Origin of the sequence: Rahnella sp. AA, from assembly GCF_002834385.1 — a bacterium.
Taxonomy (GTDB): domain Bacteria; phylum Pseudomonadota; class Gammaproteobacteria; order Enterobacterales; family Enterobacteriaceae; genus Rahnella.
In genome coordinates this window covers 30,345-54,200 of the sequence record NZ_PITQ01000001.1, presented here as the reverse complement: position 1 = coordinate 54,200, position 23,856 = coordinate 30,345, and the positions used below count along the sequence as shown (strand labels likewise).

Below are 23,856 nucleotides of genomic sequence, written 5' to 3'. Positions count from 1 at the left end.
TCCGCATTCTGGCTAAACCTTACTTAAATATCTTCTGCACAAACTCTGCGTACGCCGGGCGCCAGACATCCATTTCATGACCGAGATTCGGATATTCGTGGTAATCGAACTTAATCTTGCGTTGCTCAAGTTCTGATTTCAGTCCCGCAATATCTTTGCCCGTCACTACGTCTTTTTCCCCGACAACGACCGTGAAGTTTTTCAGCTGCGCGTTGATTTTATCGGGTTCGGCGAAACGCTTTTCGACATCTGCATTTGGCACGGTCGTCGTGCTGACCCCGCTGAATGTTGCCAGCCAGCCGAACTGGTCAAGATGCGTCATGCCGCTGACCAGCGTCTGATAACCGCCCTGCGAAAGTCCGGCTAACGCCCGCCCTGCCGCGTCATCGCGCACGCGGAAGGTTTTTGAAATCAGCGGAATAATGTCCCCGGTGAGCTCTTTATCTGCCGCCGCTGCATTGCGCGGATAGAATTCTTTGCGGCGATCTTTGGTGACGTAATCTTCCGGCACCACGCCTTTGGCGTCGGTTTCCGTATCAGGAATGACAACCAGCATCGGTACGATTTTTTTCTCTGCCAGCAGGTTATCCATGATTTGCGGAATGCGCCCCTGATCCAGCGCCGAGCGGCCGGTATCGCCAAAGCCGTGATAGAAATACAACACAGGCAGCGGTTGTGAAGCATCGGTATAACCGGGCGGCGTCCAGACCGCGACCTGACGCTCAGCATTGAGCGCCGCAGAATGATAGGTCAATGTGCGCACTTCGCCATGCGCCACATTTTTCACATCCAGAATGCTGCCCGGCACCAGTATCAGGCTGGTGTTCACCTGACGCTGCGGTTTCGGCAGTGCGCTGCCCGGATCGGCAATCCGCAGGCCGTCAACGTTAAAGAAATATTCGTAGAGATTGGGTTTCTGCGCGTCCGACGTCCAGCTCCAGACGCCTTTTTCGTCTTTGGTCATCTGATGCGGAATGTAAGTCACCGGCGTTGCACCGGTCACCACGTCCACATGCTCCGCACCAGGCGCATAAAGCCGGTAGGTAATCGAGAGATCCGGGTTCACCGCCGTGATGTAGTTCCTCGCCGGAACAGACGCGTCGGCGTCCTGCGGCAGGCTTTGCGCGGCAACGGTCAGGGGGAACGGCGCACTGAGCGCCAGTATCAAAAGCGTGGCAAGATTCAGCCGGTTACGGGTCATCATCCTTTCCTTCTGGGTTGGCGTGAGCAGACGGACAACCTGTCCTTAAGTAACTCACTGTTTTTGCACAACTCTCAGAGTAGGTTATTTTTGCAACAAAGGATCGTGACCCGCGTCACCCTTTAAAGGATGCAGTTGCGGCAGCACGCTCAGGCGCTGAAAAGCGAAATCCCAGAATGTTCGTACTTTGCGCGGCATTTGCTGCACCTGTTGCGCGACCAGCTGAACCGGCAGCGGCAGCGGTTCGAAATCAGCCAGCAGCCGGACCATGCTGCCGGCCTGCAAATCTTCGCTCACCTGATACGACAACAACCGCGCAATCCCGCGCCCGCTTCGCACCGCCAGCAACTGGGATTCGACATCATTGAGCAGCAGACGTGGCGAAAGCCGCACGCGCAGATCGTCTTCATGCGGTCCGAACCGCCATTCGCGAATTTGGGTACGTAGAGTGCCCATGATGGTCTGATGCGTCGCGAGATCTGACGGATGCTGCGGCAGGCCGTGCTGCGCCAGATATGCCGGGCTGGCGACCAGTACGCGGGTGACCTCGGCCACTTTACGCGCTACTTTGCCCGAATCTTCCTGATGCCCGATACGCACCGCCAGATCCAGCCCTTCGTCGATTAAGTCCAGATTCCGGTCGCTGAGCATCATCTCAATCTGCATGTGCGGGTTCTGTTCGAGAAATTCCATCACCAGCGGCGCAACGTGTTTACGCCCGAACTGAACCGGCGCAGTCAGCCGCAACAGGCCGCTCAGCTGGGTTTCAGCGGTATCTTCCACGGCGTCCTGATAGTGGCTCAGCAACAGCCGTGCTTTTTCGGCCAGACGTGCGCCCGCTTCTGTCGGTGCCAGGCTGCGGGTGGTGCGCTCGACCAGTCGCGCACCGAATCGGTGTTCCAGCGAGGCAATCGCGCGCGTGATCGCTGGCGGCGAACGGTGAAGTTTACGGGCGGCTTCCGCCAGGCTGCCATACTGAAGTACGGCGACAAAAATCGCCATTTCATCCAAACGGTCCATAGATTCTTCCACAAAGTGAAACACTCAATTTCAATCTTCGCGGATCACAATCATTTCGCGCAAGAGTAATGTTTATACGACACAGACAAAGGAGACATTCCATGCCCGCTATCCAGCTTTTCGGCACGCCGCTATCCGGGCACTGCCACCGCGTCACCTTATTGCTTAAGATGCTCAATCTGCCTTTTGAGTTTAAAGAAGCCGGTGCCGACGAACGCAAAACCGAAGAATTTGCTCACCTGAATCCGTTGCAACAGGTGCCTGTTTTAGTCGATGGCGAACACGTCATCACCGACAGCAACGCCATTCTGGTGTATCTGGTGAAACGCTACGCGCCGGACAGCCACTGGCTGCCGGAAGATCCGTTGCAAGCGGCGCAGGTGCAGAAATGGTTGTCCCGCGCCGCCGGTGAAGTGCGTTTTGGCCCGGCTTCAACGCGGATGGTGAAACAATTTTCTGCACCGGAACCTTATGACTACGCGCTGGCGCTGACGGCGAAATTCCTGCCGCAGTTGGAAAAGCATGTTGAAACGCATGAGTTTCTGGCGACCGATCGCGCCACGATTGGCGATCTGGCCTGCTACAGCTATATCGCCGCGGCGCCGGAAGGCGGGGTCTCGCTGGAAGATTATCCGGCGATCCGGCGCTGGCTGAAACGGATTGAAAATCTGCCGGGCTTCACGCCGCTTCCGGCTCTCCCTTTACCCGAAAGAGCGTTGTAAGCCGCCATGAACAGCGTATTCCATGCCGATGAAATCCTGGCGCAGGATCTGGCGGGGTTCGATGTTTCCGCGCACGGGATACGCGAGGCGATGCCGGAACAGCACCGGTTATTTTTCGCTGCACTGCCTTATCTGTTTGTCGCCACGCTGGATGATAATGACTGGCCGGTGGCGACGATCCTGACCGGTCCCGCCGGTTTTATTCGCGCGCCGGATGACAAACATCTGCGGGTGAATGCGCCACGGCGTCCCGACGATCCGGCGCAGGCCGCACTGGAACCGGGGAAAGAGGTCGGCGCGCTGGGGATCGATTTCTCGAACCGCAGACGAAACCGGGCAAACGGCAGGATCGGCCGCATGGACAAAAACCGGATCGAGATCCTCATCGATCAGAGTTTTGGCAACTGTCCGAAGTATATTCAGATCCGCAAACTGACGGACGTTCCGGTACATAAACCGTTGCCTGCTCGCGAAGACATGACGGAACCGGACGAAGACGCCCGCGCGCTGATTGCGCGTGCCGATACCTTTTTCATCGCCAGCCACGCGCATGGCGGAACCGACGTGTCACATCGCGGTGGTCAGCCGGGGTTTGCGCATCTGGTGGGAAACCGGTTGTGGGTGCCGGACTACCGGGGAAATCAGTATATGAATACGCTGGGAAATCTGCTGGCCGAACCCCGCGCCGCGCTGCTGTTTATCGATTTCACGAGCGGCGATATTCTGCATTTGCAGGGCTATACCCAAATTCACTGGCAACCGGAGGAAATCCCCGGTCCGTCAGGCGCGGAACGTTACTGGAGCCTGGATATCACCCGCGGATGGCGCTTTCGCGCAGCGCTGCCGTGGCGCGGAGAAGCGCCTGATTATTCACCTGCGACGCTGGGCACCGGCCAGTGGCCCGGCGATCAGACGCCGAATTCCTGACGGGTGTTCTCCGGCAAAGCGGAAACGACCATCTTGTAGGAACTGTCGATCAGGGAATAAAGCTGAGAGTTCGGCAAACTGCCGTCAAGCACGACAGTATTCCAGTGCGCTTTATTGAGGTTCTCGCCCGGAAGAATGCAGGTGTGTTCTGCCCGCAGCTTTCCGGCCATTTCGAGGCTGGTTTTCAGCGAAACGGCTTCAAATCCCTGACAATCGCAGAACATTGCGAACATCACGCCGCCCACTTTTATCTGATTCGCGCCGTATTGGTTCTGCGTACTTTGCTCTGCTCCGGGTTTTCCCATGCAGTAGTCGAGCAATTCCAGACTGGTCATTTTTGCCTTTCTCCGTCTCTGAGGTGAACGATTCCATTACCGAAATCGTCTATTTAGTGTGCAGCAACATGGCGAAAAAGAAAGGTATGAGATCGCAAATACAAAAAAGGGCCGACATCGCTGTCAGCCCTTTTGGTGTAAAACGGGGAGTTATTGCACGGCAGCGAAGGCTTCGGCGACCTGTTTCACGTTATGGTGATTCAGGCCTGCCATGCACACACGACCGCTGAGGATCAGGTAAACGCCGAATTCTTCACGCAGACGGACAACCTGTTCTTCGCTGAATCCGGTGTAGCTGAACATCCCGCGCTGTTGCAGCAGGTAATTGAAATCACGACCCGGCAAGGCAACTTTCAGGCTGTCGACCAGCGTGTGACGCATTTCAAGAATACGGGTGCGCATTTTCTCTACTTCAGCTTTCCACTGCGCGTTCAGCGCGCTGTCGCTCAGGACTTTCGCTACCACTTTCGCACCGAAATTCGGCGGGCTGGAGTAGTTGCGGCGCACGGTCGCTTTCAGCTGACCCAGTACGCGGCCAGCGGCGTCGCTGTCTTCACACACCACGGACAACCCGCCGACGCGTTCACCGTACAGGGAGAAAATCTTCGAGAAGGAGTTGCTGACGAAGCAGTTCACACCGGCAGACGCCATCGCACGGATCGCATAAGCATCTTCATCAATGCCTGCACCAAAGCCCTGATAAGCAATGTCGAGGAACGGGATCAGCTCGCACTGTTTCGTAATTTCGATCACCTGATCCCACTGCGCTGGCGTCAGGTCAGAACCCGTCGGGTTGTGGCAGCAAGGGTGCAGCAGCACAATGCTTTTCGCTGGCAGGGTTTTCAGGCGGTCAGTCATCGCCTCAAAGTTTACGCCCAGCGTTTCAGGGTCAAAATATGGATAGGTGTGAACTTTGAAGCCTGCGCCACCAAAAATCGCTACGTGGTTTTCCCAGGTCGGGTCGCTCACGTAAACTTCTGAATTCGGGAAATAAAATTTCAGGAAATCAGCGCCCACTTTCAGCGCGCCGGAACCGCCAACGGTCTGAATCGTGGAGATACGCTGTTGTTTCAGCGCCGGATGTTCAGCACCAAACAGCAATTCCTGAATGCCTGCGCGGTAAGCGGGCAGGCCTTCCATCGGCAGGTACACTGACGCGGCCTGTGGCCCGGCGCTCAGCTGCTGCTCAGCATTTTCCACCGCAGCCAGCTGCGGGATAATACCCTGCTCGTCGTAATAGAGACCGATGCTCAGGTTCACTTTGTCTTGTCTTGGATCGGTCTTAAAGCTTTCCATCAGCGACAAAATCGGGTCACCGGCATAGGCATCAACATGTTGGAACACGGTATACATCTCCTTGGTTTGGTTGAGTGGCGCGGCAATCCACGCCAGTCACACCGGCGCATCGTTGCTCTTTCACAGACTATCAAAGTTCGTTAAAAAAGATGACAACATTGTTGTCAATTTTCGGGCGTTTTTTGCCCGCTCACCCGGGCATCTATGCGTCGTGCAATATGGTGCTCACGGAATTTCTCAATAATAAAATCGACAAACGCGCGGGTCTTCGCAGGCAGTAATTTATGTGTCGGAAAATAAAGGAAAATTCCGCCCGCTTCCGCATACCAGTCAGGAAGTACGCGCACCAGCGCGCCGCTTTCCAGCGCCGGAAGCAGATCCGGCATATTTGCCATCACAATCCCCAGCCCCATTTCGGCCGCCCGACAGCAGGCTTCCGGCTCGTTAAAGGTCATCCGCACGGGAAGCCCGACGGAAGATTGCTGACCGCCGGCGTTGCACAACATAAAATTGCGGATCTTACCGGTTTGCGGTGAGCGAATGCGGATACCGTCGCCGCGCGCCAGGTCATCCGGCTCAAGGAAAGGCGGATGCTGGCTCAGGTACGCCGGTGACGCCGCCAGCACCGCATGAACCGGTGCGAGCTCACGGGCGACAACGCCCTGCGGCAAATCAAAACCGCCACCTATCGCCGCGTCATAGCGTTCGCCGATCAAATCGATTTTGTGGTTATCAAACTCCCAGTCCGGCTGAATATCCGGGTAACGCTGAAGAAATTCCGGCAGCAGCGGGAGAATAAAATGCATGCCAAAATAGGTCCCCATGCTGACTTTCAGCGTACCAGAAGGACGCTCCGTCGACGTGGAAAGCCCCTTCATCGCCATTTTTACCGTGGTCAGCCCGACGCGAACTTCCTGCAAAAAACGCTCTCCGGCCTCCGTCAGCCTCAGCTTGCGTGTACTACGCTGAAACAGGCGCACGCCGAGTTGAGTTTCAAGCGTAGTGACATTTTTACCCACCGCCGCAGACGTCAGCCCGAGTTGCCGCGCAGCCGCTGAAAAGCTGCCCGTGTCCGCGCTGATGACAAAGCAATCTAGATGAACAAGCATCCGTTTACTCCGATTTCAAACTTTTAGTTTGAAATGATTATAGCGTTTACCGGCTAGTTCACCGCACGGATCAGGTGAATACTCGGTTCACTAACCCGATTAACTCATCTGTTTTGGAGCACACAAAAATGACCACTCAACAATCACTGCAAGGCAAAGCCGCTTTTGTTCAGGGCGGATCACGCGGCATCGGCGCCGCTATCGTTAAGCGTCTGGCCCACGACGGCGCAAGCGTCGCCTTCACCTACGTTTCTTCCGACGAAAAAGCGCAGGCGCTGGTGAAATCCATCGAAGCCAGCGGCGGCAAAGCGCTCGCCATTAAAGCCGACAGCGCCGATGAAAGCAGCGTGCGTTCGGCTATCGACAACGCCGCTCAGGCTTTCGGCAAAATCGACATTCTGGTTAACAACGCCGGTATTCTGGCGTTCGGCGAGCTGGATGCGCTGACCATCGATGATTTCGACCGCACCATTGCGGTTAACGTGCGCAGCGTTTTCGTCGCCAGCCAGCAGGCCGCGCGCCATATGCCGGACGGCGGCCGCATCATCACCATCGGCAGCACCAACGCGGATCGCATTCCGTTCCAGGGCGGCGCGGTGTATGCCATGAGCAAATCCGCGATTGTCGGCCTGACAAAAGGCCTGGCGCGTGATTTAGGCCCGCGCGGCATTACCGTCAATAACGTACAGCCCGGCCCGGTTGATACCGATATGAACCCGGCTGACGGCGAAATGGCAGAAGGTATGCTGAGCTTTATGGCGCTGGACCGTTACGGCAAAGACAGTGAAATTGCCGGTTTTGTGGCGTATCTGGCGGGCCCGGAAGCGGGATATATCACCGGTTCCAGCCTGACCATCGACGGCGGTTTTGCTGCCTGACCTGACGACAACGGACAAAAAACGGCGCAGAGTTTTGCGCCGTTTTTTTTGCGTCAGACACTGTAACGCCCCGGACGATGGTTCATTGCAATAATCAGGTTGACGATCACCGCGCCCAGAATGGAGGCGATCAACATTTCATAGCTGACGACAAACAGCGACGCCAGCACGATGCAGCAGTCCACACCCATCTGGAGTTTACCGGCGCGGATACCGTATTTATCCTGCAGAAACAGCGCCAGAATATTGACGCCGCCGAGGCTGGCCTTATGGCGAAACAGGACGATAAAGCCGATCCCCATAATGACGTTGGCAAACAGCGTGGCGTAGAAAGGCTCGAGATGATCGAAGTGAACAAACAGCGGATGCAAATCGGAGAAAACGGAGACCAGCGCGACGGCGGTAAATGTTTTCAACGTAAACTGCCAGCCCATGCGACGGATGGACAAATAATAAAAAGGCAAGTTAATGATAAAAAAGGCGGTGCCGAAGGAAACATGCGTAACGTAATGCGCCAGAAACGCCATTCCCGCCGTACCACCGGTCAGTGCACCCACCTGACGCAGCATCACCACGCCGAAAGAAACCATCAACGTACCAATCAGAATAGCCAGCGCATCTTCAATCACTGTATGCCCGGTACGTGGCTGTTCAGCCGGTTGTTTAATATTATCGATACTTGCCATAAATCCCCGTCATCCCCAGAAATTACCGCTCAAAACTAATTTCGAGATAATTAATGAGATAGGGAATTAAGGCAATATTTACGCACAGAATTTGCATTAAAAAACGAAAATAAGATTTTATGACGCGTTAATTATTCTTTACATGCACAGATTGCGCGATTTAATTAACGTTCACGCACCATAAGAGTGAGAATGCACCAGAATAAATCACCAGAATAGTGCGTAATAAGCAGAGGCTATTCTTATTATGTCAGTGTTAATAAGCCGTTTTCTTTTAGGCGATTAAGCACCACCGATGTTTTTACATGGGCGACACTTTTATGCACAGAAAGAATTTGGCTAATCAATGTGCTTAAACCGGCCAAATCTTTCACTGCAACTTTTAACAGATAATCCGCATCCCCCGTGGTTTTATAGGCATCGATAATGGCATCGACTTCACCTAACATGCTGTGAAATGCGTCGACCTGCGCAGGTAAATGGTTGATAAGCCTGACTTCAATGAGGCCAATCATGCCCAGACCAAGCGCTTCCGGTGCCAGACGCGCATGATAGCCAAGGATCATCTGCGCCTGCTCCAGACCGATCCGGCGGCGTGAACATTGGGAAGCAGATAAGCCTACCAGTTCGCTTAATTCCTGATTGGTCAGTCTGCCATTGGCTTGTAATAGGGTCAGAATTTTCAGGTCGTAATCATCAACGCTGTACATAGCACCTTTCCTGTTGTTTTAATTTTTGTTTATAGTGACTTAACTTTGCAAAGACTATACCGGTTAAATACTTATCGGCCGTTTTTTCTTAATCATTGCGCTAATTTTTAGCCAGGCAGAATGATGCCATCTCAAGGAAAGAATAATGAAAAAAGTCCTCTACTCTCTCGCGTTGCTTTCGGCGATCCCTGGGTTCGCAAAAGCCGATACCACTTCCTCGCATCTTGAACGTGTTTTACAGAAAGGCTCGCTTAACGTCTGTACGACCGGCGATTACAAACCGTACACCTTTTTGAAGGAAGACGGCCAGTACGAAGGCATTGATATCGCCATGGCCGAATCGCTGGCGGCCAGTCTGGGCGTGAAACCGGCCTGGGTGCCGGTGACCTGGAAATCACTGCCGGATGAGATGAATGCAGGGCACTGTGATATCGCGATGGGCGGCATTTCGGTCACGCTGAAACGTCAGCAAAAAGCGTGGTTCGCCAACGTGCTGGATCAGGACGGGAAAATCCCGCTGGTGCGTTGTGAAGACGTGCGGAAATACCAGACCGTTGAGCAGCTGAACAAATCCTCCGTTCGCCTGATTGAACCGGCGGGCGGCACCAATGAAGCGTTCGTTCACAGCCATCTGCCAAAAGGCACGCTGACGCTGAGCGATAACGTGACGATTTTCCAGAAGCTGGTGGATAAGAAAGCCGACGTGATGATTACCGATGCGTCCGAAGCGCTGTATCAGCAGAAACGCTATCCGAAACTGTGTGCGGTGAACCCGAAGAAGCCGCTGCAATATGGCGAGAAAGCCTACATGCTGCCGCGTGATGATATTAGCTGGAAGATGTATGTCGACCAGTGGCTTCACCTGAGTAAAGCCACCGGCGAATATCAGCAAATTGTCAGCCAGTGGCTGGCGGTGAAGAAGTAAACGTCAGTCGCCAATATACTGGCGGCAAACCCTTTCGCTGAGCTGCGTGACCAGTTCATACGCACTGATGCCGGTTGCCTGCGCAACGCGTTCAACCGGCAGAGCTGGCCCCCAGAAGATGACTTCATCGCCAACTTTATCCGTCGCGTCCGGCCCTAAATCCACCGTGATCATGTCCATCGAAACGCGTCCGACCAGCGGCACGATGCGGCCATTGACCTGCACCGGCGTTCCGCTTGGCGCACTGCGCGGATAACCGTCGCCATACCCCATCGCCACTACGCCCAGACGGGTGTCGCGGTCACTGGTCCAGGTGCTGCCGTAACCGACCGGTTCACCGGCGGAATGCTCGCGCACCGCAATCAGGCTGGAGGTCAGCGTCATCGCCGGTTGCAGGCCAAAATCGCTGACGTCTCCGGTTTCCAGCGGTGATACGCCGTAAAGGATAATCCCCGGACGCACCAGGCTCATGTGCGACTGCGGCCAGAGCAGGATCCCGCCGGAAGCGGCAATCGATTTTTGCCCCGGTTTACCGGCGGCAAACGCATTAAAACAGGCCAGCTGCTTCGGCGTGGCATCGCTTTCCGGCTCATCGGCACGGCAGAAATGACTCATCATATTGACCGGCTGAACAACATTTTTGCAGGCACTCAGGCGCTGATAAAACGCCTCAGCCTGCGCCGGATGCACACCCAGACGGTGCATGCCGGTGTCGAGTTTCAGCCAGACATTCAGCGGGCGCGAAAGCTGAGCGTTCTCCAGCGCATCAAGCTGTTCGATGCTGTGAACGGCGGTATCGAGCTGATGTTCCACCAGCAGCGGCAATTCATCCGGTGAGAAGAAACCTTCGAGCAGGAGAACAGGTTTAACAATGCCGGATTTGCGCAGCGATAACGCCTCACTGAGCCGGGACACGCCGTAATAATCGGCATCCTGCAAGCTGTGCACAGTTTCCAGTAAACCGTGCCCATAAGCGTTTGCTTTCACGACCGCAACGAGACGACTTTGTGGCGCCAGATGACGCACCCGTTGCAGATTGTGTCGCAGAGCGCGGCGATCAATGACAGCCGTAGCCGCTTTCATTTTGAGTCCTTTAATGTGAATTTTTTGGGGTTTTAGCAGGCTAAAGGGGCGTTATTGGCGCAGTCAGTTTGCATTCGGCCAGCGCGGAAAAACCGGAGTGTACACGCAAGTACACGAGCTGGTTTTGCCGCAACAAGTGAGCACTGCCCGGAGGCAAAATGGCAAGCAAGATAGCCCCGCACAATTAGTCTTCGTCGTATTGCGGGCCGCCATAGTTATCAAACCGCGACCACTGCCCGTTAAACGTCAGGCGAACGGTCCCGATCGGGCCGTTACGTTGCTTACCGAGGATGATCTGCGCGATGCCTTTTTCTTCACTGTTATCGTGATAAACCTCGTCACGATAGATGAACATGATTAAGTCGGCGTCCTGCTCGATGGAACCGGATTCACGCAAGTCGGAGTTGACCGGACGTTTGTCAGCACGTTGTTCCAGGCTTCGGTTCAGCTGCGACAGCGCCACCACCGGCACCTGCAATTCTTTCGCCAGCGCTTTGAGCGAGCGGGAAATTTCGGCGATTTCCAGCGTACGGTTATCGGACAGCGCCGGAACGCGCATCAGCTGTAAGTAGTCGATCATGATCAGGCTCAGACCGCCGTGCTCGCGGAAAATACGGCGTGCGCGGGAACGGACTTCAGTTGGCGTCAGGCCGGAGGAATCATCGATATACATGTTACGTTTTTCGAGCAAAATCCCCATAGTGCTGGAAATACGCGCCCAGTCTTCATCGTCGAGCTGGCCGGTACGGATTTTGGTCTGGTCGACGCGGGAGAGCGACGCCAGCATACGCATCATGATCTGGTCGCCGGGCATCTCCAGACTGAAGATTAAGACCGGTTTATCCTGCATCATCGCGGCGTTTTCGGCGAGGTTCATCGCAAACGTGGTTTTACCCATCGACGGACGCGCCGCCACGATAATCAGGTCAGATTTTTGCAGACCTGCGGTTTTCTTATCGAGATCCGCATAACCGGTCGATACGCCCGTCACGCCATCATGCGGGCGCTGGAACAGTTCTTCGATACGGGACACCGTACTTTCCAGAATGCGGTCGATGCTTTTCGGGCCTTCGTCTTTACTGGCGCGGCTTTCGGCAATCTGGAATACGCGGGATTCGGCTAAATCGAGCAAATCTTCGCTGCTGCGACCTTGCGGATCATAACCGGCGTCGGCGATTTCGTTGGCGACGGAAATCATTTCACGCACCACGGCACGTTCGCGCACGATATCGGCATAAGCGCCGATGTTTGCCGCACTTGGGGTGTTTTTAGAGAGTTCCGCCAGATAAGCGAAACCACCGACCGAGTCTAAATCGCCCTTTTGTTCGAGCGATTCCGACAGCGTAATCAGGTCGATCGGTTTGCTCATTTCCAGCAAACGCTGCATTTCGGTGAAAATCAGGCGATGCGGACGGCTGAAGAAGTCATTGCTGACCACGCGCTCCGCGACGTTATCCCAGCGTTCGTTGTCCAGCATCAGCCCGCCCAGAACGGATTGCTCAGCCTCCAGCGAATGCGGCGGAAGCTTCAGGCCTTCCATCTGACGATCGCGGGTTTCGTTCTGTTGATTGGTCGGTTTTTTTGCTGCCATCTGTGGATTTGTTCCTGCTGTAAGCGCCTGTTTTATGAGCGTCGGACTTCCGAAAATCAGAAGCGCAACGTGCGCGTTAGTATAGGTTGTCATGTCTCATTTCAAAAGGGTATTAACCGGCTGTGCCTAAAATCTGGATTGTCCCGGCCATTTAGCCTAGGGTTGAAATCAGACTCCATCACGAGGGAAAAACATGGCAAAGCGCATCCAGTTTTCTGAAACAGGTACACCTGACGTTCTGCAATACGTTGATTATCAGCCACAAGAACCCAAGGCCGGTGAGGTTCAGGTTGAGAACAAAGCGATTGGTATTAACTACATCGATACCTATGTGCGCAGCGGTTTGTATCCGCCAGCCAGTTTCCCGGCCGGTTTGGGCACCGAAGCGGCAGGCGTTGTCACTAAAATCGGCAGCGACGTGACCGGCATCAAACCGGGTGATCGCGTGGTGTATGCGCAGTCCGCGCTCGGCGCTTACAGCGAAATCCATAACGTGCCGCAGGAGAAAATCGCTTTGCTGCCGGATGCCATCAGCTTTGAACAGGCGGCGGCGTCGTTCCTGAAAGGGCTGACGGTTTACTATTTATTGCGCCAGACACATGAAGTGCAGGCGGGCGAAACCATTTTGTTCCACGCTGCCGCAGGCGGTGTCGGGCTGATTGCCAGCCAGTGGGCAAAAGCGCTGGGCGTAAAACTGATCGGGACTGTCGGTTCTGATGAAAAAGCCGCCCGCGCCAAAGAAGCCGGTGCCTGGGCGACGATTAACTATCAGAAAGAAGATATCGCTACCCGCGTGTCCGAACTGACCAACGGCGAGAAGGTCGGCGTGGTTTATGATTCTGTCGGCAAAGACACCTTCGAAAAATCCCTGAACAGCCTGAAGCGCCGCGGTTTACTGGTCAGCTTTGGTAATGCGTCCGGGCCGGTGAAAGGCGTTGATCTGGCAATCCTCAACCAGAAAGGTTCGCTTTTCGTCACGCGCCCTTCGCTTAATGGCTACGTAACCAATCGCGAAGAACTGGCGCAGGCCAGCGGCGAGCTGTTTTCGCTGATTGCCAGCGGCGCGATCAAAGTGGACGTCAGCGACGCGCAGAAATTCCCGCTCTCCGAAGCTAAACGCGCCCACGAAACGCTGGAAAGCCGCATCACGCAAGGCTCAAGCCTGCTGATCCCAGGCAAGTAATTAACAGGCATATCTGCTAAAAGATCCCCAAAGTCATTGGCGTTACAGCCAGGCAGCAAACGAGAAAATCCCGATGAGCTTACTCCGGTAAGTGATTCGGGTTGTTGAGTGCGGCTAACGCAGCTGTGGTGTCAGGGACGCCGGGGAAGCGAATGCAAAAAAGGCTTCCAGATGGAAGCCTTTTTTACTGCCTGATACAGACGACCTCTGCGTTCAGACGGGTACTGCTGTAGGGTACTGCCGGGGTAAATCCGGAGGACGGTGTCACTTGTGTGACTATTGTGTGCCTCACCGGACTTGATGAATTCAGTTTGCGGCCTGCTGACCACGTATGAATTCCATCCTAACAGTCACCCATGTTAAAAAATATGAATTATGCATTTCGACCGCACATTCTGATCCAGCTTGTGATCGCTAGCACATAAGTAAAAGTTATAGATGTAACGTTTACATTTTTTTGTGCTCAAAACGCAGCCATCAATCTTCTTTATTTCATGAAGTTATGAGAACGACTTATCTTCTGCCCTTTCTACGGCAGGCGGCGACGGCGATATTTAGGCTCGTCAGGCCGGATAAATGTCCGGTAAATCCAGACAGCGATGACCGCCAAAATCAGCCACGGCAACATTTTAATAACAATCACAAAGAAGCCGCCCAACATCATCAGACCAAATGCCACGATCAGCGCCGCCACCATGCCCAGCAGTGAAATGCCGGTCAGCATCAGCATAAAGAAAAAACCAAGCACGAAGAGAATTTCCAGCATCGGGTGCTCCTTAATAAGCCAGTGTGCAGTAAGACGTAATGTCAAAACACGATGAAGCTATTACAAGAAGCGTGCCAGAGTGACGGAATAAATAATTAACTGATTTAACAGGAAAAAGTTTTTCGCAGACGCAAACGGCCTGCGAAAAAATAGCAAATCTGACTAACTGATAGTGAATTTGCTCACTTCGATTTTGAAGACGCTTACGCCTGAACCGGCGCTTCCTGCGGCTGGCTGACCATCGAGAGCGCCTGCTCAACGACGTCGATGCCCGCGCCCGCTTTGTGTGCATTTTCGCTGAGATGACGGCGGAACTGACGCGCACCCGGCACGCCCTGGAACAGACCCAGAATATGGCGGGTGATATGGCCCAGATAAGTGCCTTTGCTCAGCTCGGCTTCGATGTACGGATACAGCGCGCGGATAATCTCCGGGCCGGTTTTCACCGGTGCCTGAGAGCCAAACAGTGTCTGATCCACGCTCAGCAACATGCCCGGATTCTGATAGGCTTCGCGGCCTACCATCACGCCATCCATGTGTTGCAGATGCGTTTTGGCTTCTTCCAGCGTTTTAATGCCGCCGTTAATCGCCATCGTCAGATGAGAGAAATCACGCTTGAGCTGATAAACACGCGGGTAATCCAGCGGCGGAATTTCACGGTTTTCTTTCGGGCTCAGGCCGGAAAGCCAGGCTTTACGGGCATGAATGATAAAAGTATCGCAGCCGCCGTTTTCAGACACCTGACGGATGAAATCGCAGAGGAATTCGTAGCTGTCCTGATCGTCAATCCCGATACGGGTTTTGACGGTGACCGGAATCGACACCACGTCGCGCATCGCTTTAATGCAGTCCGCCACCAGCGACGCCTGACCCATCAGGCAGGCACCGAACATACCGTTCTGCACGCGATCCGACGGGCAACCGACGTTCAGGTTGATCTCGTCATAGCCGCGTTCTTCTGCCAGCTTCGCGCAGTGCGCCAGATCGGCCGGATTGCTGCCGCCCAGCTGCAAAGACACCGGATGTTCTTCATTGCCAAAGCCCAGATAATCACCTTTGCCATGAATGATCGCACCGGTGGTGACCATTTCGGTATACAGCAACGTCTGGCCGGTCATCAGGCGGTGGAAATGGCGACAGTGACGGTCGGTCCAGTCAAGCATCGGCGCAACGGAAAAACGCTGAGCGGAATATGGCTGGGTTGTGGACATGGCGTTCTGGGGCATTGCGTGTTGAGTTTCTGACATCGGCCTGACATTCGCTGAGGGGTTCGTGGCGCTCCCTCCGGCACGGCGGCCAGAGGGAAGGTAATCGCTGATTATACCACAGAACAAAGATTCGGCATCTCGCCCGGCTTAGCGGCTTTGCGACACGGCCGCATCGTCGGTTTTTCGCTCTGCGGCGGTACGGCTCAGTCGCTGCTCCAGCACTTCCAGCGTGACGCCGCGCGTTTCCGGCACTTTGCACTGAATGAAAATCCAGCCCGCCAGACAAATCACCGCGTAGATAAAGAAACTGCCCGCCGCGCCCAGCGCCACGTTCATCAGCGGGAAGGTATACGTCAGGAAGAAGCAGGCAATCCAGAGCGCCAGCGTACCGATCGCCATAGCGTTGCCGCGCACTCGGTTCGGGAAGATTTCAGACAGTAACACCCAGGTTACCGGCGCGAGCGTCATGGCGTAAATCGCGATGGCCACCAGCACCAGCAGCAACACCGGTAATCCCATCACGCCAAAGGTGTAGGCCAGCCCGATCAGAATATAAATCACGGTCAGGCCCGCAGAACCGAGCTGCATCAGACGACGACGCCCGATTTTGTCCACCAGCGGCAGTGCCAGCAGCGTGAAAATCAGGTTGATGAGGCCGGTGGCGACAATCGATTTCAGCGTGTCGTTGATATCAAATCCGGCAGACGCAAAAATCTCCTGCGCATAGTTGAATATCACGTTGATGCCGCACCACTGCTGGAAAACCGCCAGCGCAATACCCATCAGCACAATCGGTCGGACACGCGGTTCCCACAGCGCCGAGAACGGCACTTTCTGGCTTTCAGAACCGAGAGAACGGCGGATGTCCGCCAGCGTTGAACGCGCATATCCGGCAGAACCGATGCGGCCCAAAACCTTTTCAGCCTGCGCATAACGGTTCGCTTTCGCCAGCCAGCGCGGGGATTCAGGCACCACAAACATCAGCGCTAAGAAGACTGCCGCCGGAATGGCTTCCGCACCAAACATGTAGCGCCAGCCGGTTTGTCCGTTCCAGCTTTGCAAAATATCGGCCTGCGCGGCGGCAGACGCCACGGGTTCAGCAATCATCAGGTTAATCAGCTGTGCGGCCAGAACGCCGAGCACAATGGTCAGCTGATTGACGGCGACAAAGCGGCCACGCTTTTCTGCCGGGCTGATTTCGGCAATGTATACCGGTGCCAGCGCTGACGCCAGACCGATACCAACACCACCCGCAATGCGCCAGAAAACAAAGGCGTCAAAACTGAATGCCAGCGCCGTGCCGATACCGGAGGCGGTAAATAAGACCGCGGCGATAATCAGCGGCAGGCGACGGCCAAACCGGTCAGAAAGCGAACCGGAAACCGCCGCGCCCAGCACGCAGCCCAGCAAGGCAGAGCTCATCGCCCAGCCGGACATCGCGGCGTCGGTGATGCCAAAATACGCCTCGTAAAAAGGCTTGGCTCCCCCGATCACCACCCAGTCATAACCAAACAGCAAGCCGCCGCAGGCAGCCACCAGGCAAATCATCCATACGTAGGGCATATTCAAAGCTTGTGAGTCAGACATAATCATTCCTCATTCAGGCATGTTCATCGCCGCACAGTGCAATACGGTGCAGCGACATTTGCTGTGTCAGGTGAGCGCCCGGAGATAAAACCGTCAGCGAGCCACCGCCCGGCAAATGATGGTCATTTGCCGCATGGGTCATGGGTTCAAGGCAGAAAAAATCGTGCTGATAGCCGGGGTCAAAACGGGTATCAGAAATAAACAGGAAATACACCGGGCACGCCGGTTGTGTAGTCAGCCGCAATTGCTGTCCGGCATCCGGCCAGACGATATCCGCCAAGCCATCCCAGCCGGAAAATCCGTTATTCACCCAGCGGCGCGGCAGCGGCTGATGCGTACAAAAATCCAGACCAGCGGGCAAAGTCTGATGATGTTTCCCCGCCACATATTGCGCCTCTTCTTGCCAGTAACCCGAAGCGGAGGCTTGCAAACGGGTGGACGCCGTCAGCGGAAAAAACGGATGCCAGCCCAGTCCGAAAGGCAGTGCATGAGATGCCAGGTTGGTGACGGTCATTATCATCTCCAGCCGGTCACCGACGAGCGTAAAATGCTGTTCGGCGCGATAACAATAGCTGTCGCTGTGATGCTCAAAAGCCAGCGTCAGTGACTCCGTGCTCTGAAAAATACAGTCCCACTCCGCCAGCCAGCCATCGCCGTGCAGGTAATGCGCATCCGCAGTATTTGGCGGCAAACGGTACGTTTTCCCTTCAAAGCTGAACACATTCCCTTTCAGCCGGTTGCCGAACGGCACCAGCGGAAAACACGCAGACTGCGCTGCGGGTGTTTCGTCACTGAGCATGGCCGGGCGCAGCAGCGGAAAATCCCCGCCGGAGCATCTTGCGCAGAGCTGTAAAATCGTGCCGCCCGATGACGACACAGTCAGCGCAAGGTGGCGGTTTTCCAGAGAACAGAGCGGCATGATTTTCTCCGGTTAACAGTCAGGCAGTTGCGAGAAAAGATGCGCTTTCGCACAAGACGGATCCAGCGCAAGAATCTGTTGCAGCACATCATCGGAACCGTCGTCGTTCAGTCCGCGCAGCGCCAGCGCTTTCACCAGCAAACAGTGGATGCGATGGTCTTTCTGACGGTCGCCGGCCAGCACCACTAAATCCGGCAACGACACAGCAAAGAAGTCGTCGGTGACCGGCTGCATTTCCGCACCAGCGGCCCATTCCAGCATCTGCGTAAAGACCTGACGGCTCTGTGCCGAATCGTTAAGTTTGCGCAGCGCCATTCCCTGATAGAACAGGTAATCGACCGGCTGATCGTTGTAATAGCGCCGCTCGCCCATGCCTTTATCACCGGCCGCCGCGCGCTCAAACCACGCCTGCGCCTGCTTGTGCTGCTGTAGCTTTTGCGCACAGACACCCAGCCAGAAACAGATGTCATTGTCTGTCTGCCCGACCAGCCGCCCTTCGCTGAGGTTATGCGGGTATTCCAGCGCTGACAGCAATAGCGCCTGCGCGGCAACCACATTTCCGGCATTCAGCGCTTCAAAAGCCAGCAGCTGTTTATTCATCAGATATTGCCCGGTGATCCGTCCTTCGCCACCTTCCCACGGATGGAACTGCCGGTCGGCCAGCAGCGCTCTGGCGGGCTGTAACTGACCGCTGAGGTTATACAGGCTGAGCAATTCGGCGGTCAGATCGTCACGCTGTGTCGCCACCGGCAGTAACTTCTCCAGCCGCGCGAGACGGATTTGCGGCGGGACACCGGTCAGCCGGTTCAGCAAATCAGATTCAAATAACAAACGCGCATCCTGCGGCTGTAACCGGCAGGCTTCTTCCAGACAGCGGCGCGCTTCGGCGGCATCGTGCAGGTGATTCCACGCATAAATTCCCAGCCCGCGCCATGCATCGGCAAAGTCTGGTTCAAGCGTCAGACAGCGCTGCCAGCAGGTAACGGCGGCAGCGGTATTGCCCTTGCTGTAATGGAAAGAGGCCAGAAGATGCAGGGCAAAGGCGTCATCGGGGAATGCCCCCAGCAGGCGAACTTCCGCCAGCCATTGCGGGAAACGTACCCTGTCCGGGAAAACGCGCCGCGCTGCCTGACAAAAGGCTTCGCGCCCTTCGTCCTCAAGGCTCGCACGTAAATACAGTGGCAGCGTTTCCTGACTGTCGAGCACGCGCAGGGCTTCCCGCGCCAGCAAATTCTGCCCGCAGTCCATCAGTTGCATCGCAATATTCATGGCATTTTCGCCACGACGTCCGGTAACGCGGCGCAGTTCAGCGGCAGCGTCGGTGTCCGGCGCGAGGTGATAACGTAAAAAATGCAGAAGGTAGTGAAGCGGATATTGCTGCAAATGCGTGTCGGTAAACGGACGAGCATCCTGCCCGCTGAGGCACAGCAACAGGGCTTTCAGGCCAATCAGCCCGTAGTGACTGGCCTGCGCCGCCAGCCCCTGCTCACAGAAATTCAGCGCCTGCGTGAACTGCTGGCGGCGGGTCGCAATCTGCGCCAGCCCGAAGTATCCGCCCGGTTTGGCGTTACCGCTCCACACGGCGCGGTAATAACCGTCAAACGCAGCATCAAAATCGCCGTTTTGTGCCAGCGCACTGGCGCGTATCAGGCTCGCCAGGCCACATTGCGGATTTTTATTCAGCCGGTGTGCGCGGCTCAGCGCGGCATCCGCCAGATTTATGGCCTGAGAGAAATTCGCCCGGTTGTATTCCAGCGTCGCCAGCGCCAGATTGCAGCGATAATCCAGCGGATCGAGCGCCACGCCGCGCCGGTAGTAGTTCACCGCGCCCTGACTGGCGTGGTTATACTGCTCAAGATGCTGGCCGATAAACCAGGCTTCATCGGCAGAAGTGATGTCCGCCGCAGGTAACGGCGCAGTGGCCGGGGATGGCAGCGGCGTTTCTTCGGCCTGATGCTCCAGATAGGTCAGCAATTCTGCGCCCTGTTTATCCAGCAAGCGTAACCTCAGGCGCGCCGGGAATTCGCCGTGCAGCTCGCCCTGAATCACTTCGCCCGGTTGCAGGTTTACCGCGTCTTCGAACAGAAGTTCGCAGCCCTTTTCACCGGCAATTTCCAGTCGTGCAGCCTGCAACGGGCTGACGGCATACACGCCCCATTTGAGCGTATTTCCGTGACGTTCAAGCTTAACGACCGCCTGCTCAGAAGCATTTTGCACCGTGCCTAACCCGCTGTAAGGCAGGAAGTTTTGCACGAAACATTTTTCTTCATAGGCATCCAGCCAGGTGAAGTCTGGCTGATTATCGGTGAATACGCCGGTCATCAGTTCAATGTACGGCCCGTTGCTGTCGGTGAGATTTCTGTCCCACGCGCGGCCAAAATCGCAGTTCCCCCACGTCCACTGTTTTTTGCCCGGCGAAACATGATGGTCGGCGAGGTGCAGTAATCCGCCCTGCTGATCGTGGTCGTACGCGCCGACAAAATCGTAGTCCGATTTATCCGCCATGTACGACGTCGGCACCGGGATGTTTTTGTAGCGCGAGATATCGACGCCCGCGGAGTAATCCACTTTGTAGTAAGTGCCGGTGGCTATCGGGAATGACGAGACGTCGCGTTTGCCGTGATCGAAAACTGCGGTGACGTCCGGCGGGAATACGCTCTGATGACCGTCGCCGCCGGTGACCGCGGGGTTCGCCCACCACAGGAAATGGCGCGGCGTCGGGTTGCCGTTATAAATTTTGGCGCTGATCTCCAGCAGCGCTTTGTCCGGATACACCGTGAAACCGGTCATCACCTGCAAACCGCGCATCGGCTCAACTTCGCCCATCCAGACCGTTTTCGCGCCGTTTTCCTGCTCTGCAATCGTGAAATCTACCGGCATAAAAGTGGTCGGGCGGTGATGTTGCGGCCAGTTAAATTCAATGCCGCCGGAAATCCACGGGCCGAGCAAGCCGACCAGTGCCGGTTTCACGACTTCGTTGTAATACACAAAATCTCGCTGTTTTACTTTGTCCCAGGCGCGGTGTACACGTCCGCCAAGCTCCGGTAACAGCATGATTTTGATGTAATCATTTTCCAGATACAGCGCCTGATAGGTTTTCATGACCTTCTCACCGGTCAGCGTATCGGTCACGCCGTACGGATAGACCGCGCCGGACGAGCCCTGATACACGCGATGCGCCAGAAACATCGGGTGCGTGTCCTGTTTCCCTGTTAACCAGGTCGGTAAATCCACCGCTTCCTGCCAGACTTTTACTGTTCCGCTCATGATTTGTCCTCAATACGTCATACCGAAATATCAATTTCGAGAGTCTACGCAACGTACAAAAGGCGCGGATCCGCTACGATCACGCAATTCAGTAAACGGGGTTTAGTAAATGCCGATGGAAGGATTGAACAATTTGCGGGTACGTCAGTTTAATAAGCAGGTGCTGATGACGTTGCTTTACCGGCAGAAAAATACCAGTAAATCAATGCTGTCGCGGCTATCGCATCTGTCGATCCCGGCCATCAGTAAGATCCTTGATGATCTGCAAAACGACGGGCTGATCACCCACAATCCGGCGAATTTGCATTCACGCGGGCTGGGCGGCGGCAGTTATCAGGTCACCACGGACGACAGCGTGATCCTGTGCATGAACATCACGCCCTATCGTATCGAAAGTATTCTGGTGAGCCGGCTGATTTTGCCGCTGAGCGGTTACCAGCTGACGGATATTGCGGTCAAAACGCCGGAAGCGCTGCTGGCGCAAATCGAAGTCTGTTTTCATCACTACCGGAAGACATTTCCCGGCCTGAAAATCCGGCTGGCGCTGGCGATCCACGGGCAGGTCAATCCGACTACCGGCGTATCTCAGCGTATGCCGCAGGCACCGTGGACCGGTGAAATAGAGATTAGATATTTGCTGGAGGAAAAACTGCAAACCGAAATCCTGATGGATAACGACTGCATCATGCTGGCACTGGCCGAGAAGTGGCAGCACGCGAACGACCAACATGATTTTTGCGTGATCAACGTGGATTACGGCATCGGATCGTCTTTCGTGATCAATCAGCAGATTTATCGCGGCAGCCTGTTTGGCAGCGGGCAGCTCGGGCACACGATTGTCGATCCGCAGGGCATGCGCTGCGCCTGTGGCCGCTACGGCTGCCTGGAAACGCTGGCTTCGCTGTCGGCGCTGAAGAAGAAAGCCCGGCAACTTATGGCAACGGCAAATCCTTCACAGCCACCCCGTACGCCCGGTACGCAGGAGCTGATTGACCGGTTTCATCAGGGAGAAACCGCACTGTGCGAACAGGTCATGGAAGGCGCTCAAGCGCTGGGGCTGAGCCTGTACAACTTCCTCAATATTCTGAACATAAACCGTATTTATCTGTATGGCCGCAGCTGCGGATTTGGCGATACCTGGCTCAATGCCGTCCGCGCACAGAGCGGGCTGAACCCGTTCGACAGAACCGATCACGTCAAAACACAGGCGACGCATATCTCGCCCGGCACGCTAAACCGCGAGCAGCAAATTATGGGTATCGGTTACCTGTATGTGGAAAAAGCACTGGAAAGTATGGCGGGCTGAACGGCGCATAATTCGTCGATTTGTCTGAAGCATGATAAAATCACTCATGGTCGCATGATGTGACCTATCGATCCCAATCTGCGCCCAGAGAACGCTGCTATGACCCTGAATAATCCGGAAAAATTACTTTCACAAGCTGAAGAACTTTGCCAGCAGCGCAATGTTCGCCTGACTCCGCAGCGGCTGGAAGTTCTGCGGCTTATGACGCAACAGCCCGGTGCGATCAGCGCCTACGACTTGCTTGATCTGTTGCGTGTCAGCGAGCCTCAGGCAAAACCACCGACCGTTTATCGCGCGTTAGATTTTCTCCTGGAACAAGGCTTTATTCATCGTGTTGAATCTGCGAACAGCTATGTTCTCTGTCATCACTTTGAAGAGCCAAGCCACACTTCAGCGCTGTTTATCTGTGACCGCTGCGGGCTGGTGACGGAAAAAACCACCGACGGTATCGAAGAACGTCTGGCTAAACTGGCGGCAGAATCCGGGTTTGAGCTTCGTCATTCAGTCGTTGAAGCGCATGGTTTGTGCGCGGAATGCAAAGTCGTTGAAACCTGCGACAGCCACGATCATTGCGAACATGACCACAGTATCGTTGTGAAAAAACGCTAACGGAATCAGGGGTTGTGGCGGGAGATGGGCGGGGGCTGAAATAAGTTGGGTACATCCGTGTACCCGTATCCTGAAAGCTTTCCGGGCAGGAGCAGCTGATGTTCAGGATACATCACTGATACGCGAGGGGGAGTCGCGTGTTACCAGTGATATTTGTTTTTCGATTCCCAATCCTTGAGCTCTTTCTCGGCCTGATCCTTCTGATAGCCATAACGCTCCTGAATCTTACCTACCAGCTGATCACGTTTACCTTCAACGACTGTCAGGTCGTCATCAGTCAGCTTACCCCACTGTTCTTTCACTTTCCCTTTGAACTGCTTCCAGTTACCGTCGGCTTGGTCCTTATTCATAATAAATATCTCCTGTTACCTTGGGTTGTGGAGCTGCACGTTCGTTGGCAGCCCGTCCTTAACACTTCAAAGCTTAGTAGAGAATGCGGATTCGTCTTCCCAAAACAGGGATAAAAACCACTATTAGGATTAATCCAAAGCAGGAAATAACGTGGAATTGAGATCTGTCTGACTGAAA

22 protein-coding genes are annotated in these 23,856 nt (G+C 55.1%); 7 read left to right on the top strand and 15 right to left on the bottom strand.

Annotated features, from left to right (window positions below; translation table 11 throughout):
* Positions 1-19: 19 nt before the first annotated feature.
* Together CWS43_RS00240 and CWS43_RS00235 are read right to left on the bottom strand one after the other, a co-directional pair.
* Positions 20-1,201 (bottom strand): alpha/beta hydrolase-fold protein, encoded by a 1,182-nt coding sequence (locus tag CWS43_RS00240; protein WP_101074876.1) that lies wholly within the window; start codon positions 1,199-1,201, stop codon positions 20-22.
* Between the two features lie 84 nt (positions 1,202-1,285).
* Entirely contained in the window at positions 1,286-2,221 is a 936-nt protein-coding gene (locus tag CWS43_RS00235; RefSeq protein ID WP_101074875.1) for a LysR family transcriptional regulator, read from the bottom strand.
* A 101-nt stretch (positions 2,222-2,322) separates the two neighbouring features.
* Between CWS43_RS00235 and CWS43_RS00230 the strand changes: the two genes are divergently transcribed.
* Positions 2,323-2,943 (top strand): glutathione S-transferase family protein, encoded by a 621-nt coding sequence (locus CWS43_RS00230; protein WP_101074874.1) that lies wholly within the window; start codon positions 2,323-2,325, stop codon positions 2,941-2,943.
* 6 nt (positions 2,944-2,949) lie between these two features.
* Entirely contained in the window at positions 2,950-3,870 is a 921-nt protein-coding gene (locus CWS43_RS00225; RefSeq protein WP_101074873.1) for a pyridoxamine 5'-phosphate oxidase family protein, read from the top strand.
* On the opposite strand, the gene CWS43_RS00220 is transcribed toward CWS43_RS00225, so the two are convergent.
* From CWS43_RS00220 to CWS43_RS00210, 3 genes are all read right to left on the bottom strand, one after another.
* Positions 3,852-4,205 (bottom strand): MmcQ/YjbR family DNA-binding protein, encoded by a 354-nt coding sequence (locus tag CWS43_RS00220; RefSeq protein ID WP_101074872.1) that lies wholly within the window; start codon positions 4,203-4,205, stop codon positions 3,852-3,854. The two genes, CWS43_RS00225 and CWS43_RS00220, sit on opposite strands and share 19 nt — an antisense overlap.
* A 150-nt stretch (positions 4,206-4,355) precedes the next feature.
* A complete protein-coding gene (locus tag CWS43_RS00215; RefSeq protein WP_101075755.1) occupies positions 4,356-5,549 on the bottom strand; it encodes an amino acid aminotransferase in 1,194 nt (397 codons plus the stop codon).
* Between the two features lie 116 nt (positions 5,550-5,665).
* Entirely contained in the window at positions 5,666-6,610 is a 945-nt protein-coding gene (locus CWS43_RS00210) for a LysR family transcriptional regulator (RefSeq protein WP_101074871.1), read from the bottom strand.
* Positions 6,611-6,738: 128 nt separating this feature from the next.
* Between CWS43_RS00210 and CWS43_RS00205 the strand changes: the two genes are divergently transcribed.
* On the top strand, positions 6,739-7,488 hold the full coding sequence (locus CWS43_RS00205; RefSeq protein WP_101074870.1) for a 3-oxoacyl-ACP reductase family protein: 750 nt from the start codon (positions 6,739-6,741) through the stop codon (positions 7,486-7,488).
* 53 nt (positions 7,489-7,541) lie between these two features.
* Here CWS43_RS00205 and CWS43_RS00200 read toward each other — a convergent pair whose 3' ends face one another.
* Entirely contained in the window at positions 7,542-8,174 is a 633-nt protein-coding gene (locus CWS43_RS00200; RefSeq protein ID WP_101074869.1) for a YitT family protein, read from the bottom strand.
* 245 nt (positions 8,175-8,419) lie between these two features.
* A complete protein-coding gene (locus CWS43_RS00195; RefSeq protein WP_101074868.1) occupies positions 8,420-8,884 on the bottom strand; it encodes an Lrp/AsnC family transcriptional regulator in 465 nt (154 codons plus the stop codon).
* A 145-nt stretch (positions 8,885-9,029) separates the two neighbouring features.
* Here CWS43_RS00195 and CWS43_RS00190 point away from each other — a divergent pair, with 145 nt between their 5' ends.
* Positions 9,030-9,809 carry a transporter substrate-binding domain-containing protein gene (locus tag CWS43_RS00190; RefSeq protein WP_101074867.1) on the top strand — a complete coding sequence of 260 codons (780 nt, stop codon included), beginning with the start codon at positions 9,030-9,032 and terminating at the stop codon, positions 9,807-9,809.
* Positions 9,810-9,812: 3 nt separating this feature from the next.
* On the opposite strand, the gene alr is transcribed toward CWS43_RS00190, so the two are convergent.
* Both alr and dnaB read right to left on the bottom strand, forming a co-directional pair.
* Complete coding sequence (alr, locus tag CWS43_RS00185) at positions 9,813-10,892, bottom strand: alanine racemase (protein WP_101074866.1); 1,080 nt, start codon at positions 10,890-10,892, stop codon at positions 9,813-9,815.
* Between the two features lie 184 nt (positions 10,893-11,076).
* Positions 11,077-12,483 carry a replicative DNA helicase gene (gene dnaB, locus CWS43_RS00175; protein ID WP_101074864.1) on the bottom strand — a complete coding sequence of 469 codons (1,407 nt, stop codon included), beginning with the start codon at positions 12,481-12,483 and terminating at the stop codon, positions 11,077-11,079.
* 193 nt (positions 12,484-12,676) lie between these two features.
* Between dnaB and CWS43_RS00170 the strand changes: the two genes are divergently transcribed.
* Positions 12,677-13,666, top strand: a complete 990-nt coding sequence (locus tag CWS43_RS00170) for a quinone oxidoreductase (RefSeq protein WP_101074863.1) — start codon at positions 12,677-12,679, stop codon at positions 13,664-13,666.
* 529 nt (positions 13,667-14,195) lie between these two features.
* On the opposite strand, the gene pspG is transcribed toward CWS43_RS00170, so the two are convergent.
* The 5 genes from pspG to CWS43_RS00145 form a co-directional block, all read right to left on the bottom strand.
* Positions 14,196-14,432: an envelope stress response protein PspG gene (gene pspG, locus CWS43_RS00165; RefSeq protein ID WP_101074862.1), complete on the bottom strand. Its 237-nt coding sequence runs from the start codon at positions 14,430-14,432 to the stop codon at positions 14,196-14,198.
* A 203-nt stretch (positions 14,433-14,635) separates the two neighbouring features.
* Positions 14,636-15,679, bottom strand: a complete 1,044-nt coding sequence (dusA, locus tag CWS43_RS00160; RefSeq protein ID WP_369825836.1) for a tRNA dihydrouridine(20/20a) synthase DusA — start codon at positions 15,677-15,679, stop codon at positions 14,636-14,638.
* A gap of 108 nt (positions 15,680-15,787) precedes the next feature.
* Entirely contained in the window at positions 15,788-17,227 is a 1,440-nt protein-coding gene (locus CWS43_RS00155; RefSeq protein ID WP_101074861.1) for a sugar porter family MFS transporter, read from the bottom strand.
* Between the two features lie 13 nt (positions 17,228-17,240).
* The gene (locus CWS43_RS00150; protein ID WP_101074860.1) at positions 17,241-18,146 is read right to left on the bottom strand and encodes an aldose 1-epimerase; all 906 of its coding nucleotides are present in this window, start codon (positions 18,144-18,146) and stop codon (positions 17,241-17,243) included.
* A 12-nt stretch (positions 18,147-18,158) separates the two neighbouring features.
* A complete protein-coding gene (locus CWS43_RS00145) occupies positions 18,159-21,413 on the bottom strand; it encodes a DUF5107 domain-containing protein (protein WP_101074859.1) in 3,255 nt (1,084 codons plus the stop codon).
* A 109-nt stretch (positions 21,414-21,522) separates the two neighbouring features.
* Here CWS43_RS00145 and CWS43_RS00140 point away from each other — a divergent pair, with 109 nt between their 5' ends.
* The gene (locus CWS43_RS00140) at positions 21,523-22,719 is read left to right on the top strand and encodes an ROK family transcriptional regulator (protein ID WP_101074858.1); all 1,197 of its coding nucleotides are present in this window, start codon (positions 21,523-21,525) and stop codon (positions 22,717-22,719) included.
* Between the two features lie 99 nt (positions 22,720-22,818).
* On the top strand, positions 22,819-23,328 hold the full coding sequence (gene zur / locus CWS43_RS00135) for a zinc uptake transcriptional repressor Zur (protein ID WP_101074857.1): 510 nt from the start codon (positions 22,819-22,821) through the stop codon (positions 23,326-23,328).
* A gap of 140 nt (positions 23,329-23,468) precedes the next feature.
* Here the strand turns inward: zur and CWS43_RS00130 are convergent, their stop codons facing one another.
* Entirely contained in the window at positions 23,469-23,678 is a 210-nt protein-coding gene (locus CWS43_RS00130; RefSeq protein WP_101074856.1) for a CsbD family protein, read from the bottom strand.
* Positions 23,679-23,856: the final 178 nt, after the last annotated feature.

Excerpts from the sequence above, each read along its gene's own strand:
- CWS43_RS00240 (WP_101074876.1), bottom strand. The coding sequence starts at position 1,201 with ATGACCCGTAACCGGCTGAATCTTGCCACGCTTTTGATACTGGCGCTC.
- CWS43_RS00235 (WP_101074875.1), bottom strand. The coding sequence starts at position 2,221 with ATGGACCGTTTGGATGAAATGGCGATTTTTGTCGCCGTACTTCAGTAT.
- CWS43_RS00230 (WP_101074874.1), top strand. The coding sequence starts at position 2,323 with ATGCCCGCTATCCAGCTTTTCGGCACGCCGCTATCCGGGCACTGCCAC.
- CWS43_RS00225 (WP_101074873.1), top strand. The coding sequence starts at position 2,950 with ATGAACAGCGTATTCCATGCCGATGAAATCCTGGCGCAGGATCTGGCG.
- CWS43_RS00220 (WP_101074872.1), bottom strand. The coding sequence starts at position 4,205 with ATGACCAGTCTGGAATTGCTCGACTACTGCATGGGAAAACCCGGAGCA.
- CWS43_RS00210 (WP_101074871.1), bottom strand. The coding sequence starts at position 6,610 with ATGCTTGTTCATCTAGATTGCTTTGTCATCAGCGCGGACACGGGCAGC.
- CWS43_RS00205 (WP_101074870.1), top strand. The coding sequence starts at position 6,739 with ATGACCACTCAACAATCACTGCAAGGCAAAGCCGCTTTTGTTCAGGGC.
- CWS43_RS00200 (WP_101074869.1), bottom strand. The coding sequence starts at position 8,174 with ATGGCAAGTATCGATAATATTAAACAACCGGCTGAACAGCCACGTACC.
- CWS43_RS00195 (WP_101074868.1), bottom strand. The coding sequence starts at position 8,884 with ATGTACAGCGTTGATGATTACGACCTGAAAATTCTGACCCTATTACAA.
- CWS43_RS00190 (WP_101074867.1), top strand. The coding sequence starts at position 9,030 with ATGAAAAAAGTCCTCTACTCTCTCGCGTTGCTTTCGGCGATCCCTGGG.
- alr (WP_101074866.1), bottom strand. The coding sequence starts at position 10,892 with ATGAAAGCGGCTACGGCTGTCATTGATCGCCGCGCTCTGCGACACAAT.
- dnaB (WP_101074864.1), bottom strand. The coding sequence starts at position 12,483 with ATGGCAGCAAAAAAACCGACCAATCAACAGAACGAAACCCGCGATCGT.
- CWS43_RS00170 (WP_101074863.1), top strand. The coding sequence starts at position 12,677 with ATGGCAAAGCGCATCCAGTTTTCTGAAACAGGTACACCTGACGTTCTG.
- pspG (WP_101074862.1), bottom strand. The coding sequence starts at position 14,432 with ATGCTGGAAATTCTCTTCGTGCTTGGTTTTTTCTTTATGCTGATGCTG.
- dusA (WP_369825836.1), bottom strand. The coding sequence starts at position 15,679 with ATGTCAGAAACTCAACACGCAATGCCCCAGAACGCCATGTCCACAACC.
- CWS43_RS00155 (WP_101074861.1), bottom strand. The coding sequence starts at position 17,227 with ATGTCTGACTCACAAGCTTTGAATATGCCCTACGTATGGATGATTTGC.
- CWS43_RS00150 (WP_101074860.1), bottom strand. The coding sequence starts at position 18,146 with ATGCCGCTCTGTTCTCTGGAAAACCGCCACCTTGCGCTGACTGTGTCG.
- CWS43_RS00145 (WP_101074859.1), bottom strand. The coding sequence starts at position 21,413 with ATGAGCGGAACAGTAAAAGTCTGGCAGGAAGCGGTGGATTTACCGACC.
- CWS43_RS00140 (WP_101074858.1), top strand. The coding sequence starts at position 21,523 with ATGCCGATGGAAGGATTGAACAATTTGCGGGTACGTCAGTTTAATAAG.
- zur (WP_101074857.1), top strand. The coding sequence starts at position 22,819 with ATGACCCTGAATAATCCGGAAAAATTACTTTCACAAGCTGAAGAACTT.
- CWS43_RS00130 (WP_101074856.1), bottom strand. The coding sequence starts at position 23,678 with ATGAATAAGGACCAAGCCGACGGTAACTGGAAGCAGTTCAAAGGGAAA.